This is a genomic window from Saccharospirillum impatiens DSM 12546, assembly GCF_000423605.1.
Classification (GTDB): Bacteria; Pseudomonadota; Gammaproteobacteria; order Pseudomonadales; family Natronospirillaceae; genus Saccharospirillum; species Saccharospirillum impatiens.
The window spans coordinates 125,250-143,966 of record NZ_AUIH01000010.1 but is presented as its reverse complement, the minus strand read 5'-3'; the positions used below and the strand labels follow the sequence as shown (position 1 = coordinate 143,966).

Here is an 18,717-nt window from a genome sequence, read left to right as displayed (position 1 = left end):
TCAAAAGCGTTATGGAAAGGCGAAGACGGCTTCATGTCTTTTGTCTGGGCGTCGGCCATCAGCTATAACCTGACGCGTCTGGTTAGGTTGAACAGCAGCTAGCGCTGCGACTGACTCGATCACCGCCAGATACAAGGGTCAGAAAGGTGCTGGCACAGAGGCGGCTACGCCGAATTTGTCGTACTGATTGGATTTTGATTGGTTATGGCAGGGAAAAACGCTAAACGCGGGGTTTACCACCAAGCGGATCCGACGACCAATGGAGGACGTTGGCATCTTTCTGAAAAATCGCCCTTTCTGGACGGGCACTAATTAATGAGCATAAGTCATTCGCCGCACGCTTTGCTTCTCGCGCACCTATATCCTCACCTAAATGCTGATACATAAAAGTCCTAATATGGCTTAGATCAAAATAAAGCTTACCGGCCTCTTCTTTCATTATTATTGTAGAGTTTGGCCTTAATGCATGTCGAACTCCAAGTTCATAGATAGCGTTTACGTTTCCTGTTGAAATATCTGCAATAACTAAATCCGATCGCAACAACATTTCGTACATTTCAGTATCTATAACCCCCGAATGCAGCACTTCGTCCGCTCGTAGACACCGGAGTCCTGCACTCTCAACTGCAGGTTGAATAATAGACTCATACGTAGCATCTAGATCTAGTGATCTACCAGTTTCAAAATCGGTCTTTTTTCCAAACCCCATAACTACAAAGCAGAGCTTACGTTCATCCATCATCAGTAGATCCTTTTTTCTAGTCAACTATTATATGCATATAGATACTGCTTTCACCTCAACTTTTCTGACAGTTTTGACCACGGTAAGATTTCACTAATTGACCCTACCCATGAAGGCTTTATACCGGAATATTTTTCTCCAGGATGAACCGCTATTACTCTCTTCCCTAGCTCTATGCTCTTTGATACTTCCCATTCAACCCATTGACTCAACGCCGCACTATTCGAAAGGTAAACCACGGTAGTTGATGATCTCGAAATTCTTTCAGCTATTTTACGCTTTATATACTCTGCTTGTTCACTGTTATATGGTGCTCGAACAGAGTGATCGTTAAACTCAATATCACTATTCTCATTCTTAGCATGTCCACGAAGAAGATTAACCTCATCTATGTCTTCAGCTGCAAAGCTAATAAATACATTTCTCTTTCCACCTTGCAAGGCGGCCTTAGCCTTTTCCTCAAGGGCTCGTATATTACCAAGACTATTCCAACCGCCACCACTTCCACCCATACAAACCTCCTCAAAACTTAAATTCATTACATGCGATGCATTCGCCACAAGGTTGCTCACCACCTTTATGACAAGAATAGGTATTCTCGATACCTTTATCTTTTGCTAACGCCACGACATCAGATTTATAATATGATGCTAACGGTGCCAATACTTTAATATTTCGGCCCATACAAACAGCAATCATTCTCTCGGCTTCCCGTAAAAAATAGGATGTTTGATCAGGAAATATACTCGTGTCCTCGTGTAGCAAGGCAATTGATACTGCATCTGCGCCAACCTGAAAGGCGTATGCTGAAGCTGTTAACAGGAACAACATGTTTCTTCCTGGTGTAAATGCGTCATCTACTATATGAAGTGTCGGATCGGTAAGCCCTGATTTAATAAGAAGGCCATACCCTGATAGATCCGCTACTTTCGGATCTGGCAATTCAAGTGAAACCATTGCTTGTCTGCAGGCCGCTAACTCCCGATCACGACAAACTTGGCCATAGTCGATGAACAACGGAAACTGATGCACTCCCTCCTCTTTCGCTAATCTAGCCACGAGCGTAGAATCTAGCCCCCCGGAAACAAGCGTGACAATACTCATGCAGCTACCTCCAAGTTCTCATTAGCAACACGCATTACAATCCATATAGCCCAATCAAGAAGCCCCACTGCGCAACCTAGCTCAACAGCATGCTTTTTCAATACTGCTTCATGTGACTTGTATTTTTCTAAATTTGATATAGACGGCTCTTTACCTGCGTAAATTCCAACTGCGGACATATAATTCAATACATGCCTATCCAGTATCGCCAACTCATAGCTAACTCCAACATTACGCAAAAACATGCTAGCCTGTTTAGGACCCAGGCCTTTTACATTTCCTATCAACCAAGATCTCGCCTCGAATGCGTTGTCAAAACCATTTAGGAAATCAGATAAAGAACCATACGTTTTGGCTATAGTCAGTCGCGCGCTTGCGAGTTGACGGGCTTTGGACTCTGGAAATCGATATTTCCTTAAATTACCACCTACATCAAGTGGAGTAGATAAGAGGTCGAAGAGTGATTGATAGAGTGCCTCAAAGTAAGATTCTTCTTGGAGCAATAGAGCAGAATTTTCGATCTTGTTTGCTGCTGAAACGGCAAGGTCGTATGGTACCTGGCTACCTAGAATACAAGTAGACAACTCCCACCATAGACTTCGTTCAGTGGCCTTAGTGAAATTCATAGTATGCAACTCAATATCTGGACAAATCGCTTCAACCGCTCTAAACAATTCGGCAGGTGTATATCTGTTCATTCAAATATCCCCGGGTAATGTACTTTTAGTTTCTCAAGAGGCTCCCTACTTTTCAGACTTAGAATTCCGGTTACCCATGCTTCAACTTTTTCTTGCCCTACCATCTCTTGCATATTTCGGTTAAAACTATTTAGATAATTTAGATTGTGAATGGCTACGTTAGCCGCAAACTCAACCGTCGGATCTAGGTTTCCTACTAGATCAAATAGATGAAAATGACTAATTTGTTCAAAATCTGCATCCAGCGAATAGCGGCACCACTCAAGCCCATCAAATGAGTCCGCGCCTGCAGCTACAAGTATGGCAATAGCCCATGGGTGTCCAGTACCAAGCACATGGATTGGTTGATAATGCGGTAGTTTACTCAACTCCTGCCTTATTGCACTAATCATCTTTGCTCGAGCAACTATACCTGCCCCTAATTCGCGCTCTGGAATAGCAATCATTGGCGGTTTCAGTACTTTTGATATTTCGTGAAATATATACGGGAGATCTTGTAACTTATAGCCACCTTTTTTAAGGGGGGGCGCATGAACAATAGGAAGGACAGGTGAACTAGTGGTTTTTTGATCTCGCAATACAGCATGAATCACTTGTTTTACTAACTCTTTTTTTCCTGAACTAGGATTCATTTTATCAAAACAAAATACGTAATCATGAGGTGTGTTAGTAACGGCCTCATTGAAGTCCTCTACACACCATCCCTTGTCTTCGAGTCGGCTTGCTTCATACGCACCTGAATCCAACAAAATGAACCCACCACTCTTTTGATACCTTTTTAATTCAATTATCATTTTTTCTGGCTCACGCTTACTCACCAGGTCATATGCAGAAACAAGTATCGATGGTGCTTGAAGCGCCCGTAGCGCTTGAACGGCTTCACTTGGTTTTATAGATGTGTTGTAGGATGAAATCGAATAGAAAAGCCTTGGCAGCTTCAGCTCACTATCAGCGATACTAATAGGGCGCTTGGGAGGCATGGCTGGCGGGACAACAGTGGCTATTTTTCTCATTAACTGACTAAATCCAGCATGGTCTGAGTCCCCATCCCAATCTACCATACTGCAGCAACTATATCCGCCATACTGGTATGGTGCTTTACAGTGATCTAGCCTAGCAATTAGAATATCAAGCTCACTTTCTTTAGCAAGCCTCAACTCATCTAGGACAGTATCTTTTGCTCTAGAGGACTCAGAAAGGAGCAGCACCATACATTTTGACTTAGGGATTTGATCTTCAATTGCACGAGAAAAAGGGCCGACTATTTTGTCATCCCACCAGACATCCCATAGTTTTTCTAGGTGCCCATAAACTTCCTCTGCAATGCCTCGATCTTCCGATGCATATACCATGTAAACATCCGACATATGCCACCCATCCCTAAACTAACTTATAACCGTTGACTTCACATTAAATTGCACTAAAAATCTTGAAACTATAACACCTAATTATTTTCTGCTGAAGCCCAAGCCGCATGGTATATTGCAGTTGAGAAATCATCAATAACTTCAAATCCACCTATTTTCCTATCATCTATTTTCTCTTTCGTTTCATTCAGAATTACAACTCGTTTTTTTGCGTCTTTCGCTTGAACCAAAAGATCTATAACTTCAGAGCCTAATCCATCAGCTATGATTAGTAATGCTGACTCTTTCCCACTAACACTATCACCTAATAATGGACATGAAACTGATATACCAAGATCTCTCAATACAAAGCGAGCCTCTTCCATAACATACCGCCTTCCCACAGAATTCGTCTTACCAAGCAGCAATATTGAACCTCCAGATGAATAGCTTATTGGTTCTAATTGCGACAGACGTCCTTCTATCACTGGAAGACAGTTTGTACTGCAGTATTCAGCTACCGACCGAGATGCTATATCAGCCGCATCAGCTGCTGACACCCCCTTCTCCCCCCAATGATGCGTGAAGACAGCACTGAATACATCGCCAGTTCCGATCTTAAAAACTTTGGTAGATCGATAAGATGGGATTGTTGTAATTCGCCCATTGCTTTCAAACACTGTAGCACCTTTAACACCTCCTTTAACTACAACAACTTTAGCAGCTTGAAACTCAATGAGGTACAGAGCTGCTAACCTTATATCATCTATTTCAGTTGCACATTGAAGCTCCAATTCATTTAGAACAATTGCCAATTCTTTCGCATTCGAGCCATTATCCCAAAATGCAGTAAAGTCCCTCAAAGATTGTGGATCGAATACTGCCCGACGGGCATCAATTACTGCTTCACCTTCTAAAAATCCAAACCGAAGGACTACATCGCCACTTACGTTAATCTTCGACTGTTTAGCTATTTCATCCAGTGGAGGTTGTATGTATGGGTTTGATAAGGTGTGGAAGTAGGAAAAAACAATTGCTGATGATCGCGAGTAAGCTTGCGTTTTTATACCAAGGCTCTTTAGATATTCTAAGTTGCTAGTATCTTCAATATATGTATGCAAAACACTACCAGGGGAGCTAGCAGAAATTGCTGCTGCTGCTCGCCCACCGGAACCATAGAGTTCATTCCATTCTGGCAAGCAACATAACTCTCGATAACATCCACCAGCAATTTGCATTCGTATTTTCCAATTGGTATCGAATTTTTTTTACTTCAAAAGGTAAGATTTTTCAACAGTGGCACTAAGGCTCGTATACAACTATGAAGCTACTTTAGAATTCAATTCCTATATATAGATAGTGACTTTAATTTTTTCCGTCAGTTTGCTATTGGAGTAATGTAAAACGATTGTGTATGTCAATTTAGCACTCAGATGAAATATAGGTCTCGGCTAGTCAAGGATAACCACTAATGGCTTATTTTATTAAAAATCCATTTGACAGATTAAAGTTAATTGCTACCACTCTAGTCAATAAGTATCCATGTCGATATTAAAACGCGCCTTTTACCTACTTTTTAGTTTTCGTAGTCTCTAGCTAGCGACTTTTGCAGCCTCTATCCGTACAAAGTCGAAGGCAATATTAGCCCTTACACCACATTCTGCGTTGCTATCAGTCATGCTTTTAAACACGTATCTACTATAAAGATCATCCATTGTTGGTCTCAAAATATTAACCTCAGAATTATTCAAGACTAGCTACCGCCAGGCCGGTTACAGGGCACACCAAGGCAAAACAAGTTGTGTTTTCACCATGTTACTCTGTGACGCGGTTGGCAAGAACTTATTTCCCAGAGGTGTCGGATGTGTCCGGTTTGGAGGGTTGTGGTGAGGTGTTCGAGTGGTGGTGAGGGGGCTGTCTGTGGTTTGTTAGGCTTCCTGTCGCCCAGGGGACTGGCCTCCTACGAAAAACGAAGAACGAAGCGTGAAAACGTGCCAAGGCCCGGTTCGGGCCTTGGTTTGGTGAGGGCATTGCCCTCACTCTACTTGGCTACTCTGCTTCCACTCAGTCCCCTCAATCGCGAACTCAAGCTTATCGCCGGATTTCAACTTACCCACACCAGCCGGCGTACCGGTCAACACAACATCCCCCGGCTCCAACCGAAAGTCTTTCACAATCTCAGCCAACAAATCCGGAATACTAAACAGCATGTTCTCTATCTTGCCATGCTGCTGCGGCTTGCCATTCAGTTCCAATGTGTAGCCCCAGTCGCTCAGGTTCTCGGGCATCTGGTTTACAGGAAGCCAGGGGCCAAGCGGCAATGACCCGTCGAAGGCTTTGGCGCGTTCCCAGGGGTGGCCTTTTTTCTTCAGTTCGTCTTGCTGGGTGCGGTCGGTCAGGTCCAGCGCCAGGGTGACGGCGGTTACCGCGGCCATGGGGTTTTCGGAGTGCTCGGCCGAGAGTTGCGCGCCAATCAGCAGGGCCAGTTCGGTTTCGAAATGCAGCTCGGGGCGTGGCAGGCTAATGTGGTCGCCCAGGGTTACGCAGGCGCTGGCGGGTTTGATGAACAAGAGGGGGGCTTCAGGCACGGCGTTGCCGAGTTCTTTGGCGTGTTCGGCGTAGTTGCGGCCCACGCACACGGCTTTGCCCATGGGCAATAAGATCGATTCGCCGGATACCCACTGGTGTTGATACATAGAGACTGCTCCCGTTGGTGAAACCCAATTCCGGTTAATGTTGGTCTCTACTTTAGCGGGAAATCCGGCGGGTTACTAACCCACCGTGTGCGCTGAACCGTTCAGTGGCGTGAACGGTTCAGCGCACACGCTCGGTATTAGCGCTAGCCTTTCACCCCGCCGGAGGTCAGGCCGCCCACCAGGAAGCGCTGGGCAATCAGGAAGACGATGGTGATCGGTACGCCGGAGAGCACAGCGGCGGCGGCGAAGTCGCCCCAGAGCTGGCTTTGGTCCTGAATGTATTGCTGGGCGCCGACGGCCAGGGTCATTTTATCGAGGTCGCTGATGATCACCGAGGCCAGCGGGAATTCATTCACGAAGCCGATGAAGGCCAGAATGAACACCACCGCCAGAATCGGCACGCTCAAGGGCAGCAGTATCTTGTAGAAGGTCTGGAAAGGGGTGGCGCCGTCGATGGCGGCCGACTCCTCCATGGCCGGGTCTATGGTGTCGAAATAGCCAATCACCATGAAGATGTTCAGCGCCAGCCCGCCCATATAGCCGATGATCAGCGCGGAGTGGGTGTTCAGCGCCAGGAAGTCGACAAAGCCGCCCAGTTTGTCGAACAGCAGGTACAGCGCCACCAGAAACAGGGTGTTGGGGAACATCTGTATCACCAGCAGGGATTTCAGCATGGGCCCCTTGCCCTTGAACGGCAGACGCCCGAAGGCGTAGGCGCTGGTGGTCGAGAGCAGCAGAATCAGAATCGCGCTGATGCTCGCTACCTTAATGGTGTTCATCAGCCAGCTCAGCACCGGGAAGGTGGGCTTGGCGACGTAGGCGTTGCCGTATTGCACAGTCGTGCGCTCGGCGCCTGCCGGGGTGTCGGGAATGGTGAGCTGGCCGCTGGCCTGGCCGTCGGCGGCGATGAACACCACGTCGTCGCTGTAGCGGTCGGCCCGGTCGGCGGTGTCGAGCACCAGGTGCACCGGTTCAGTACTGGCCACCACGCGCCCTACCCGGTCGAGAAAGCCAATGCTCAGGTAGGAGCGCAGCGGGAAGTACTCGGCCTCGACTCGGGGGGCAGCGGTGAGCGTCCACTGGCCATCGGCCGTGAAGGTCACATCGCCCAGGGCGTTGTTGAAGGTCACTGACTCAATGCCGTCGAGGTCTTTCTTCTGCGGGTTCATGCCCACGTAGGGTTGCTCGAACGCCAGGTACCAGTGCTCCAGCGTCGGGTTGCTGGGAATGATGGTATCGACCAGGGTGTGGCCGGTGCGGAACGAGACCGAGACCAGGTACGCCAGCGGGTAAATCACGAAGGCGAGGAAGACGATCAGCACCAGGTGCGCGCCGAATACTCTTGCCTTGTATTCCGGGGTTTTAATCATGCTGCGCTCCTCAGTGTTTTTTGATGCCGACTTCGACTTTGGCGACTTTTAAGTACAGGAAGGCGATGACCGCGACTATCATGAAAATGAAGGTCGAGATGGTCGAGGCCAGGGCAAAATCCTGCGAGTCGCCGCGGAACGCGAGCCGGTAGGCGTAGTTCACCAGCAGGTCGGTTTCACCGGCCTGGGGGTTAGAGCCGATGATGATGGGCCCGCCCTTGGTGAGCAGTTCAATCAGCACAAAGTTGTTGAAGTTGAACGCGAAGGAGGCGATCAACAACGGCAACAATGGCTTCAATATCAGCGGCAGGGTGATGCGGAAAAAGTTGTTGAACATGCCCGAGCCTTCGAGCCCCGAGGCTTCGTACAAATCTTTCGGGATCGACTGCAACATGCCCAGGCACAGAATGAACATGTAGGGGTAACCGAGCCAGGTGTTCACAAACAGGATCATGCCGCGGGTGGTGTTGGGGTTGGAATTCCAGTTCGGGGCAATGCCGAACAGGCTTTCAAGAATGTAGTTGATCTCGCCGAAGTTCTGGTTGAACAGGGCCTTGAAGATCATGATCGAGATAAAGCTGGGCAAGGTGTAGGGCAGAATCAGCAACAGCTGGTACAAGGCCCGGCCGCGTATTGGTTCCCACTGCACCAGGGAGGCCAGGGTTACCCCGATGATGAAAGTGGCGACTACGGTGAAGGCGGAGAACAGCATCGTCCAGGTGAAGATCTGCACGAAGGGGTCGAACATGCCTTTGTCGGTGAGCACGCGTTTGAAGTTATCGAACCCGACGCCCACGGTGAACCCCGGGTTCAGGCGCTGGCCGTTTTCATCAACAAAATAACCAATCTCAAAATCCGGACGGATGACGCTGCCGTCTTGCTGGTTCACCAGATTGCCGTTGTCGTTCAGTTCGTACAAGGGGTAGGTGGTGGAGAACTGAGTGAGGCGGGATTTCATCAGCTCGGTGCCATCGGGCAGTACCAGCATTACCTGGTCGAGTTCGCTGCGCAGCAATATGGCGGCGTTGCGCGGGGCCGGTTGCAGGGTTGCCAGGGCTAAGTCCAAAGCCTCGCTGGCGTCGAGTTCCAGGATTATTTGTTCAGTGTGCGTCATCGGTACGGACTCGGTGGCCACAAAGGCGGCGCCGGTGTCTTCGTTCTCGACGGCGATGCGGTAATCGCTGCCGTCTTCGTACAACACCAAATCGTAATTGGAACCGCCTTCGGCGGCGTACGTCTGGTTCAGAAAATACGACTGGGCCTGTTCAAAGCTGATCAGGTGCAGGTTCGAATAGTTGGTGAAGCCAATGCCCAGGGTGTACAAAATGGGGAAGACGATGAAAAGCATCATGCCGGCGAGGCCGGAGAAGACGTAGCGCCACACGTAGGCGCGGTCGAACAGGAATATGTAGGCGAAGGCTGTGGTGAACAACAACATGACCACGGCGAACAGCGGTTCGCCCTGGCTGTACATCACCAATACGATGTACATAAAAAACAGGGAGATGGCGCCAACGATGCCGCGTTGCAGCCAGAGTTTCCAGCCACCCTGAGCGGCGGACTGCGGAACCATGGGGATGGCGTTTTGGTTTGCCATGGAGGGACGGGCCTCGTCTTGAATTCGGTGGGAAGGTGGTTCAAAAAAAGAGCTTATCCCAAGACTGGCAATAAGCTCTGGTAACTTTCAACAGTGCCCGTGGTTCGTGTCGAGCACTGGGTAGGCCTCTCCGGGGTCGGCGTGAACCCATCCATGGGGCCTAGACCGCAACATCCATGTTGCGGACTTCCCCGGACAGGCCTACCCAGCACCCGACACTTGGTTGGGTGCAAAGTTATGTGAGCGAACCGTTGTGACTACTTGTTGTTACTGAACAATACGAGCCGCTGCATCGTTCAATGCCGGACCAGCTTCCTGACGCCCCTGAACAATAGCGGTCAGTGCGGCTTCGGTGTTGCTCCAGAAGGCGCCCATTTCCGGGATGTTCGGCATGGGTTCACCGGCCTGCCAGATGGCGTAGGCGTCGGCCAGGGTTGGGTTATCCTGCGAGAGTTCGGCCATGAAGGCTTTGTGGGTAACGGCGCCCAGGGCACGGTCGTTGTTCACGGTTTCCAGGCCTTCCTGCGTCAGCAGGTAGTTTTCGATGAACTCGATCGCCAGGTCTTTGTTGGGTGAGCTGGCGTTGATGCCCGCTGACAACACGCCGGTAAAGCCCTGGCCGGATTCGCCGTCGAGCGTTGGGTAGGGGCCGACCAGAATGTCGATTCCGGCTTGTTCGTACTCACCCCAGGCCCAGGGGCCGTTGATCACACAGGCGACTTCGCCGTTTTTGAACGCGGCGTCAAATACGCCGTAGTCGACGCCTTCGGGCATGACGCCGTCTTCGATCAGGTCACGGATCATGCCCATCGCTTCGATGGAGCCGGGCTGGTTAATGCCGGTTTTCTTGGCGTTGTATTGGCCGTTAATCTGTTCGAAGGCGTAGCCGCCCTTCACAGTCATGACGCCATAGTTGAAGTAGGCGTTGTTGTACCAGTACAGCAGCGGGGCAATGCCGTCTTCAGCCAGGCCAGGGGCGGCGGCGCGTACGTCTTCCCAGGAGGTAAAGGGGGCATCAACGATGTCGGCGTTGCAGATCTGAGTGGGGCCTTCAACGGCCATGGGGTAGCCGTAGGTGGTGCCGTTGTAGGTGACGGCGCCCCAGAAGGAGTCGTCCAGTGCGTTGCGAACGTCGCGGCCGGGTTCAACCGGGGCCAGCAGACCGGATTTGGCCCAGTCGCCAAAGCGGTCGTGGGCCCAGATGAAGATATCCGGGCCCTGGCCGATGGCGGCTTCTTTCTGGAATTTTTCGGTGACGGCATCGGGGGTTTCAACCGTTACAGGAATGCCCAGTTCTGCTTCGAGGCGGTCGCCCACGGCTTGCAGTCCGTTGTAGCCTTTGTCGGCGTTAATCCAGACCAGTAATTCGCCTTCTTCGAGGGCCCAGGCTGAGCTGGCGGCGGTCAGGGTGGCCACAGACATGGCCAGAATCAGTGTATTTTTCATCATTGCCGTGCTTCCTTCCTGTGTCTTTTTTATTGTGGCGTGCAGCAGTGCACTTCGGTGTGGTGCAACCGGATCGCGGCAAAATTACCGATTTGGCAAGGTCAAACACAGGCGGGTTTTTCGTCCACTGGCAAAAATCCACCCAGTCCAACCCCCAGGAACGGGTTAAGTGAGGCGGATTCAGCGATTGGTGATGATCAATCGATGTTCGGGGGTTACACCCTTCAGTTCAGAGGTCGGGTTGGCTATGAGGTATGAATTCGCAGCGGCCACCTGGGGCGCCCCTGTGGGGTCGGCGTAAACCCGTCCATGGGGCCTAGACCGCAGCGTCCTGCTGCGGACTCCCCCACAGGGGCGCCCCAGGTGGCTGCTGCTTGGTTTGTCAGCTAACTCGAAAGTAGCAAAAACGAATTAGCGATCAGTGGTCTTAATACCGGCTGCGGCGAATCGGTTGCGCAGTTGCACTTGAGTGTCCACTTCAGAATGGGCAATGCCAAGCAGCAACCACATGGTGCCGGATGAGCTTTCACGGGTTCGGACGACGCGGAGTTCTTCATTCAGCCAGGTTAGAATCACTTGCTTCGCTTCGGTCTTCTGGTCGTCGGCAACATCGTCAAACCAGGTGACGAGCCATTCCAGTGCCATGGTGTGCTGAACTTCCAAGCGGGCGCGTTCGATGCTGACGTTGGTTTCAACGTCGGCTGACGAGGGGGCTGAGGTTAACCGGGTAATGGGGTAGCCCTCGATCTGCTGGTCGCAAATAAAGGAAGGTGCGGGTGTCCGTGTGGTGTCGGGGAAGGTGCAGGTGGTCAGCTCCTGCTGCATGCCACGGGATATACAGGCGGATAGCGCAACAGCCACCATAATAGCAACACTGGTTTTTCCCAATACTCGGGCACAGTTTACGCGATGGCCTTGAACGGACACGTCGTTGGAACTCCCTTTTTAAGCAAATGCAGATAACAAAAAACCCGACGCATCGGGTTTATGTCGTACGGCCAGTATGCCAGTTGGGGGAGGAAACGCCAGTCACCTTGGTTCTGTGGAAGGCGTTCGCGCCGGACTGGATGGCAAAACCGAGTGAGTTATTAGAACAAAATGCGCGCGCGCATCGTGCCCTTAACTTCTTTTACTTTATCGAGCGCTTTCAGCGAGCAATCCTGCGCCACATCGATCACCACGTAGCCGATCTTGTCCCGCGTTTGCAAGTACTGACCGATGATGTTGATGTCGTTCTCGGAGAAGATGCGGTTAATTTCGGACATCACACCGGGGATGTTCTGGTGAATGTGCAGCAGGCGGTGCGCGCTCGGGTGGGCGGGCAGTGCCACTTCCGGGAAGTTGACGGCGGAGGTGGAGGTGCCGTTATCGGAATACAGTGCCAGTTTTTCCGCCACTTCGATGCCGATGTTGAACTGGGCTTCCTGGGTGGAGCCGCCCACGTGCGGGGTGAGCAGGACGTTGTCGAATTCGCGCAAGGGTGAAAGGAATTCATCGTCGTTGCTGCGGGGTTCGACCGGGAAGACGTCGATGGCGGCGCCGAGGAGTTTTTTGTCTTTCAGCACGGCAGCCAGTGCGTCGATGTCGACCACGGTGCCGCGCGCGGCGTTGATGAAGACCGAGCCTGGCTTCATGCGGGCGAACTGTTCGGGGCCCATCATCCACTTGGTGGAGGCGGTTTCGGGTACGTGCAGGGTGACGACGTCGCTGGTTTCGAGCAGTTCGTTCATGGAGCCGACCTGGTTGGCGTTACCCAGGGGCAGCTTGGTGACGATGTCGTAGAACTGGACGTTCATGCCCAGGCTTTCGGCCAGCACGCCCAACTGGGTGCCGATGCTGCCGTAGCCAACAATACCGAGTTTCTTGCCCCGGATTTCGTAGCTGTCGGTGGCCGATTTCAACCAGCCACCCCGGTGGCAGGCGGCGTTTTTCTCGGGAATGCCGCGCAGCAGCAGGATGGCTTCGGCCAGCACCAGTTCGGCAACGGAGCGGGTGTTAGAGAAGGGGGCGTTGAAGACGGCGACGCCATGGAGGGCGGCGGCGTCCAAATCGACCTGGTTGGTACCAATGCAGAAGCAGCCGACGGCGACCAGTTTGTCGGCGGCCTCAAAAATCTCGGCGGTGAGCTGGGTGCGGGAGCGAATGCCGATGAAGTGGGCGTCTTTGACCTTTTCGATCAGTTCGGCTTCGGGCAGCGAACCCTTGTGGTATTCGATGTTGGTGTATCCGGCTTTGGTCAGGGTATCCAGGGCGCTTTGGTGCACACCTTCCAGCAACAGGATGCGAATCTTGCTTTTATCCAGCGAATTTTTGCTCATGCTCAGACTCTTGGTACCAATGAAATGGGTGGCGCGCGGATGATACCACAGCGTTTCGGCCTTACGAGGCGCCAATTACGCAATGAACTGTTCTACCTTGGGCAAAACTGGGGTCTGTGGCTCCTTGTTGAATGGTACACGAGTCCGTGGTTCGCGATCGCCAGCCTTCAAGGTCCTGGAGGGACGCTGCAAGTACGCCGAGACGTCGGACCGCCGTGTAAGCTCGGCGGTCCCCATCCATGGGGACCGACGCCCACCAGGACCATGAAGGCTGCCGGTCGCTTGAAGGTGGTTACATTTCCCCAAAAACACGGACTACCGCACGATGTTCTTAAACAGTGGCTACCAAGCTGCGAAGGACTGTTGGGTGTGCTCACTAGAGGCCGTTAGACAACATGGATGTTGTCTCCGAGCCCCCAGGGAGGGGTTCACGGCGTGCCTCTAGTGAGCATACGCAACGGTCCAACAAGCTACCAGGCTGCTATTAAAGGTAACCACCGAAGCAAACCAAAACCTCAGGAGACCAACGAGGCATCCCGTGGGTTGCGGGGAGCATACCGAGCCGGTAGCTGGTCGATGTGGTCGAAGGTGCGGGGGTCTTTGTAGGGGAGTTTCATAAAGCCGCGCAGGCCTAGGCCCTGGATGTCTTTGACGGCGGCGAGCATTCGGTTGAGGTGGTTGCGGAAGGTGTCTTCCTGGCTGGCGTCGAGCAGGCGGTAGTAGTTGTGGATTTTCAGGTTGCGGGGCAGCACTTCGAAGATGATGCAGCCGGTGTGGTGGATGCGGTCGAGGGCTTCGATTTCGTCCATGATGGAGGGCGGCAGGGTCAGGTACTCGTCGGGGTCGCGGCCATCTTCGAAGTAGGAGTGCATGCGTTCGGTGTCTTCACCCTGGGGCGCTGGCGTCACCAGGTAGGGGATGCGCAGGCTTTTGGGGGGGATGAAGGCATCGGTTTCACGGCGGCGATCTAGGTGGAGGGTGTCGCGGGCGTTATACATCACCGCTTTGAACGTGCCCTGGCGGTAGACGCCGCGCGCGAGGTTGACCATGTTGTTGACCGACTGGTGGAACGAACGGCGCAGTTCGGGGTTGTGCAAACTGAACGCGGATTCGATGCGCACGCCGTCGGCATGCCATTTGACCGCCAGGCCACCGACGATGGGGTAGCGGCCGAGCCGACTGACGGCGGCGACGAAGGCCTTTTCGGTTTCGCCCATGCCTTGCAGGTAGTTTTTGTAGTATTTGTCGAGTTGTTCGTCTTCGACGTCCATCAGGGTGTCGTCAGGGTTTTCCTGACGCAGGAAGGATTTGCGCGAGCTGTAAACGGCGGTGTCGACTTCGCGGTGGCGCTCGCTGACCCAGACTGGAATCATCGGTGCCAAGTCGTCGGCCGGGGCCATGGCGACGATGTGTCGCATCCGGCTCATGTGGCCGAGGAAGTAGTTGCCGGCCTGTTGGCGCTGGCCGGTGTCGTCGTCGAACATGGCGGCGAGTACCCGGGCGAATTCGATGGGTAGGCCGAGCGCCTGGGGCGAGATGACTTTACGGCCGAAGCGGCAGCCCTGGCCCGAGGCGAGTGCATACAGGGTGGCGGCGGTGCCCTGTTCGTCGAACCGGGGCGACGAGAGGCCGCCGTTGAGTTGCTCGTCGCCAATGAAGTACACATCGCCGAGTTTGGCGTTGGTGTGTTGCAGGTCGGACGACATTAAGTCCATCACGCTGTTGGAGATGAACTGGTGGTCGGCGTCGAGCTGGGCAAAGACGGATGAGCCCCAGTCGATCAGTTGCACCTGTTCGGTGGCCGGGTCGAAGACGAGGTTGCTGGGTTTGATGTCGCCGTGAACGATGGGTCGCCACTGGCCCTGGGCGTCGGTTCGGGTGCGCAGGTAGCGCAGCAGGTCGGACAGTTGGGCGGCGATGTTCAGAATAAGCTGGGGTGGCAGTCGGCCGGCTTTGAGGCCGTAGTCGTCGAGGTCGAGCCCCGGGGCGCGGGTCATCACCAGAATGGCTTGCTTGCCGACGCGCACGAAGTCTTTGACCTGGGGGATTTGCGGGTGGTCGAGCAGGGATTGCAGGTCGCTTTCTTCTTCGAGCCGGTCTTGTACGTGTTGGGGCAGGTTAATGCGCGAGAATTTGAAGACCAGCTCGACGCCGGTGCGGGTTTTGCCGCCGAATACGAAGCCGAAGGCGCCCTTGCCGATCAGTTCGATGTCCTGGTACCCCAGCCGTTCCAGCTGACGCATGCAGAGCTTGATCCAGGCTTTAAGCTTGGCGGCGTCCTGATGCGAGAGCAAATAGATGCTTTGCTCTTCAGGGATGTAAAAGTGTTTGAGGCTGTGCTCCACCGGCGGGCTCCTGTGTTGAGTCTCCAGTTTGGCTAATCCTTACTGGAGATTCCAGCCTGGTGGTTGAGTTGCTCTGGTGGCAATCGGACTATCTAGTGCCTGAGGCTCAAAATAACCATCGCACCTCGTAGGAGGCCAGTCCCCTGGGCGACAGGAAACACAACCACCCACCGACACTAACCACAGGCAATCGTCCAATTCACCAGCCCGGATACTCCCTGTCGCCCACAGAGTGGCCTCCCACAAAATCTAGTCCGGCCCAGGGCTCAAACCAGCCACCACACCCCGTAGGAGGCCAGTCCCCTGGGCGACAGGAAACACAACCACCCACCGACACTAACCACAGGCAATCGTCCAATTCACCGGACCGGATACTCCCTGTCGCCCACAGAGTGGCCTCCCACAAAACCAACCCCGCCTAAAGCTCGATGCAACCTCTGTAAAATTGGCACTACTTATCGAACGCGTTCATACACACAAAGATTAACTGCCGAGGCAAGATTCAGCGACTCGATTGTGCCGGAGCCCGGAATGGTGAAGGCGGTGGCATTTAGGTCGTTTAGGGCTTCGTGGGGAATGCCCCGCGCTTCGTTACCAAAAACGTAGCAATCGATGTTTTGAAAACTCGGGTCGGTCAGCGGCTGGCCACTCATATCGAGGCTGGCGATGTTTGAGAAACGCCCGCCCAGGCTGTCCAGCGGCACATCCAACTCAATCGGTACATGAAAAATCGCCCCCATGCTGGCGCGCACGACTTTGGGGTTGTAGGGGTCGACGCTGCCAGGGCTGAGCAGGCAGCGGAAGCCGCCGAACCAGGCCAGGGTGCGCAGGATGGTGCCGAGGTTACCCGGGTCCTGGATTTCGTGGAGGTAGACGGCGATGTCGGCCTTCGTGTTTGCAGGGGCAGGCGCAACGGGCACGACGGCGATGATGCCCTGGGGGGTTTTGGTATCGCTGATCTGCGCCATTTTCTTGCTGCTGATCAGCTGGGTTTTCAGTGAGCTTTGCCAGTCGGCATAGGTTTCGGTGACCAACAGTTCGGCTTGGCGCAGCGCCGGTTGTTGCTCGGCGGCGCGCTGCAGTTCGAGCACCAGGTGCTCGCCTTCGACCAGATAATGGCCAAATTGGCTGCGGTACTTTTTCTGGTGCAGTTTTTTGATGTCGTCGAGTTTCACGCGGGCGCCTCGGTTTCAACACCGGCATCGGCCAGCATGGCCAGTGCTAGGGCTTCGGCAACTTTGATGCCGTCAACACCGGCCGAGAGAATGCCGCCGGCGTAGCCCGCGCCCTCGCCAGCCGGGTAGAGGCCCCGGGTGTTGATGCTTTGCAGGGTGGCGTTGTCGCGCTTGATGCGAATGGGTGATGAGGTGCGGGTTTCAATGCCGGTGAGGATGGCGTCGTCCCGGTCGAAGCCGCGAATCTGTTTGCCGAAGGCGGGCAGCGCTTCGCGGATGGCTTCGATGGCGTAGGCCGGAAGCGAAGGAGCCAGGTCGCCGAGTTTGATGCCGGGCTGGTAGGAAGGTTCCACCTCGCCCAGTGCGGTTGAGGGGGTGCTGCGAATGAAGTCGCCGACCAGTTGCGCCGGGGCGCAATAGTCTTTTCCGCCAAGTTCGTAGGCTTTGGATTCCAGTTGTTCTTGCAGTTCCACGCCCGCCAGTGGGCTGCCGGGAAAGTCCTGTTCGGGGCTGATGCCGACGACGATGCCGGAGTTGGCATTGCGTTCGTTGCGCGAATATTGGCTCATGCCGTTGGTGACCACACGGCCGGGTTCGGAAGTGGCGGCGACTACAGTGCCGCCCGGGCACATGCAGAAGCTGTAAACAGCACGGCCGTTTTTGGCGTGGTGGACGAGTTTGTAGTCGGCGGCGCCGAGTTCGGGGTGGCCGGCGTATTTGCCGAGGCGGGCGGTGTCGATCAGTGATTGCGGGTGCTCGATGCGAAAGCCGACGGCGAAGGGCTTGGCTTCGACATAAACGCCGTTGCGGTGCAGCATGCGGAAGGTGTCGCGGGCACTGTGGCCAAGGGCCATAACTACATAACGGCTGTCGATCTGCTCGCCGCTTGCCAACGTGACGCCGGTTACCCGGCCATCGTTCAGTGTTACGTCAGCCACTTTGCTTTCAAAGCGGATCTCGCCGCCCAGTGCAATGATCTCTTCACGCATTTTGGCGACCACGCCGGTCAGCCGGAAGGTGCCGATGTGGGGTTTGCTGACGAAGAGGATTTCTTCCGGTGCACCGGCGCGCACGAATTCGTGCATCACCTTGCGACCATAAAACTTCGGGTCTTTGATCTGGCTGTAGAGTTTGCCATCGGAAAACAGCCCGGCCCCGCCTTCCCCAAACTGGACGTTCGATTCCGGTGACAGTTCATGTTTGCGCCACAGCGCCCAGGTGTCTTTGGTGCGACGGCGGACGTCTTTACCGCGTTCCAGCACGATGGGTTTGAAACCCATTTGCGCGAGAATCAGGGCGGCGAACAGTCCGCAGGGCCCGAAACCGATGACGACAGGGCGTTCGGTGACGCTGGCCGGGGCTTTGGCGACCGGGTAATAGGCGGTATCGGGTGCGGGGCGAACGTGGTGATCTTCCGCAAAACGCTCAAGTACGGCGGCTTGGTCACTCACCTCAAGATCAACGATGTAGACAAATTTGATTTCCGAGTTCTTTTTGCGCGCATCGTAGCTGCGCTTGAACACGGTAAAAGACACCAAATCGGCATCGGCCAGTTTCAGCCGGGCAACAATGGCCGGGCGCAAGGCTTCGGGCGGGTGGTCGAGCGGTAGGGCAAGTTCATTAAGGCGAATCATTGAGAATCCTGGTCGGTGACTCCGACATGGTGGAGGTTTGGCTTTGTGGCTGTGGTCCGCGTTGGCCACCGGCAGTGCTTCTGCTGGGTCGGCATCAACCCATCCATGGGGCCTAGGCCGAAACATCCATGTTTCGGACTTCCCAGCAGAAGCACCACCGGCAGCCAACGCTCGCATTGTGCAAGCGCCTAGACTCGAGTGCTGAATAGCGCGTAATTATACGCACTGGGCCGAGTTGTGTCAGTG

Annotated in this window: 15 protein-coding genes; all 15 read right to left on the bottom strand. The window is 53.7% G+C overall.

Annotated elements, in window-relative coordinates; translation table 11 throughout:
• Nucleotides 1-220: 220 nt before the first annotated feature.
• The 15 genes from G565_RS0109400 to G565_RS0109330 all read right to left on the bottom strand — a co-directional run bounded on the left by G565_RS0109400 (nucleotide 221) and on the right by G565_RS0109330 (nucleotide 18,471).
• A complete protein-coding gene (locus tag G565_RS0109400; RefSeq protein ID WP_028670695.1) occupies nucleotides 221-742 on the bottom strand; it encodes a hypothetical protein in 522 nt (173 codons plus the stop codon).
• Nucleotides 743-792: 50 nt separating this feature from the next.
• Nucleotides 793-1,254 (bottom strand): TIR domain-containing protein, encoded by a 462-nt coding sequence (locus G565_RS0109395; RefSeq protein WP_028670694.1) that lies wholly within the window; start codon nucleotides 1,252-1,254, stop codon nucleotides 793-795.
• Between the two features lie 10 nt (nucleotides 1,255-1,264).
• Nucleotides 1,265-1,846 carry a 7-cyano-7-deazaguanine synthase gene (locus G565_RS0109390; protein ID WP_028670693.1) on the bottom strand — a complete coding sequence of 194 codons (582 nt, stop codon included), beginning with the start codon at nucleotides 1,844-1,846 and terminating at the stop codon, nucleotides 1,265-1,267.
• A complete protein-coding gene (locus G565_RS0109385) occupies nucleotides 1,843-2,544 on the bottom strand; it encodes an 8-oxoguanine DNA glycosylase (protein ID WP_028670692.1) in 702 nt (233 codons plus the stop codon). The genes G565_RS0109390 and G565_RS0109385 overlap by 4 nt, the downstream gene beginning before the upstream one ends.
• Nucleotides 2,541-3,911: a toll/interleukin-1 receptor domain-containing protein gene (locus tag G565_RS0109380; protein WP_028670691.1), complete on the bottom strand. Its 1,371-nt coding sequence runs from the start codon at nucleotides 3,909-3,911 to the stop codon at nucleotides 2,541-2,543. Before G565_RS0109380 ends, G565_RS0109385 begins: the two co-directional genes overlap by 4 nt.
• A 77-nt stretch (nucleotides 3,912-3,988) precedes the next feature.
• Nucleotides 3,989-5,128 carry a PfkB family carbohydrate kinase gene (locus G565_RS0109375; protein ID WP_028670690.1) on the bottom strand — a complete coding sequence of 380 codons (1,140 nt, stop codon included), beginning with the start codon at nucleotides 5,126-5,128 and terminating at the stop codon, nucleotides 3,989-3,991.
• 798 nt (nucleotides 5,129-5,926) lie between these two features.
• Nucleotides 5,927-6,586, bottom strand: coding sequence for a fumarylacetoacetate hydrolase family protein (locus G565_RS0109370; protein WP_084649312.1), 660 nt, complete (start codon nucleotides 6,584-6,586; stop codon nucleotides 5,927-5,929).
• Between the two features lie 143 nt (nucleotides 6,587-6,729).
• A complete protein-coding gene (malG, locus tag G565_RS25980; RefSeq protein ID WP_051207692.1) occupies nucleotides 6,730-7,956 on the bottom strand; it encodes a maltose ABC transporter permease MalG in 1,227 nt (408 codons plus the stop codon).
• A gap of 10 nt (nucleotides 7,957-7,966) precedes the next feature.
• Nucleotides 7,967-9,553 (bottom strand): maltose ABC transporter permease MalF, encoded by a 1,587-nt coding sequence (gene malF, locus G565_RS0109360; protein ID WP_028670688.1) that lies wholly within the window; start codon nucleotides 9,551-9,553, stop codon nucleotides 7,967-7,969.
• 267 nt (nucleotides 9,554-9,820) lie between these two features.
• Entirely contained in the window at nucleotides 9,821-11,002 is a 1,182-nt protein-coding gene (gene malE, locus G565_RS0109355; protein ID WP_028670687.1) for a maltose/maltodextrin ABC transporter substrate-binding protein MalE, read from the bottom strand.
• A 408-nt stretch (nucleotides 11,003-11,410) separates the two neighbouring features.
• On the bottom strand, nucleotides 11,411-11,926 hold the full coding sequence (locus G565_RS0109350; RefSeq protein ID WP_157600040.1) for a hypothetical protein: 516 nt from the start codon (nucleotides 11,924-11,926) through the stop codon (nucleotides 11,411-11,413).
• 161 nt (nucleotides 11,927-12,087) lie between these two features.
• The gene (serA, locus tag G565_RS0109345) at nucleotides 12,088-13,317 is read right to left on the bottom strand and encodes a phosphoglycerate dehydrogenase (protein WP_028670685.1); all 1,230 of its coding nucleotides are present in this window, start codon (nucleotides 13,315-13,317) and stop codon (nucleotides 12,088-12,090) included.
• A 515-nt stretch (nucleotides 13,318-13,832) separates the two neighbouring features.
• The gene (locus G565_RS0109340) at nucleotides 13,833-15,662 is read right to left on the bottom strand and encodes a protein kinase domain-containing protein (RefSeq protein WP_028670684.1); all 1,830 of its coding nucleotides are present in this window, start codon (nucleotides 15,660-15,662) and stop codon (nucleotides 13,833-13,835) included.
• A gap of 455 nt (nucleotides 15,663-16,117) precedes the next feature.
• Complete coding sequence (locus G565_RS0109335) at nucleotides 16,118-16,837, bottom strand: TrmH family RNA methyltransferase (RefSeq protein ID WP_028670683.1); 720 nt, start codon at nucleotides 16,835-16,837, stop codon at nucleotides 16,118-16,120.
• On the bottom strand, nucleotides 16,834-18,471 hold the full coding sequence (locus G565_RS0109330) for an NAD(P)/FAD-dependent oxidoreductase (protein ID WP_028670682.1): 1,638 nt from the start codon (nucleotides 18,469-18,471) through the stop codon (nucleotides 16,834-16,836). Before G565_RS0109330 ends, G565_RS0109335 begins: the two co-directional genes overlap by 4 nt.
• Nucleotides 18,472-18,717: the final 246 nt, after the last annotated feature.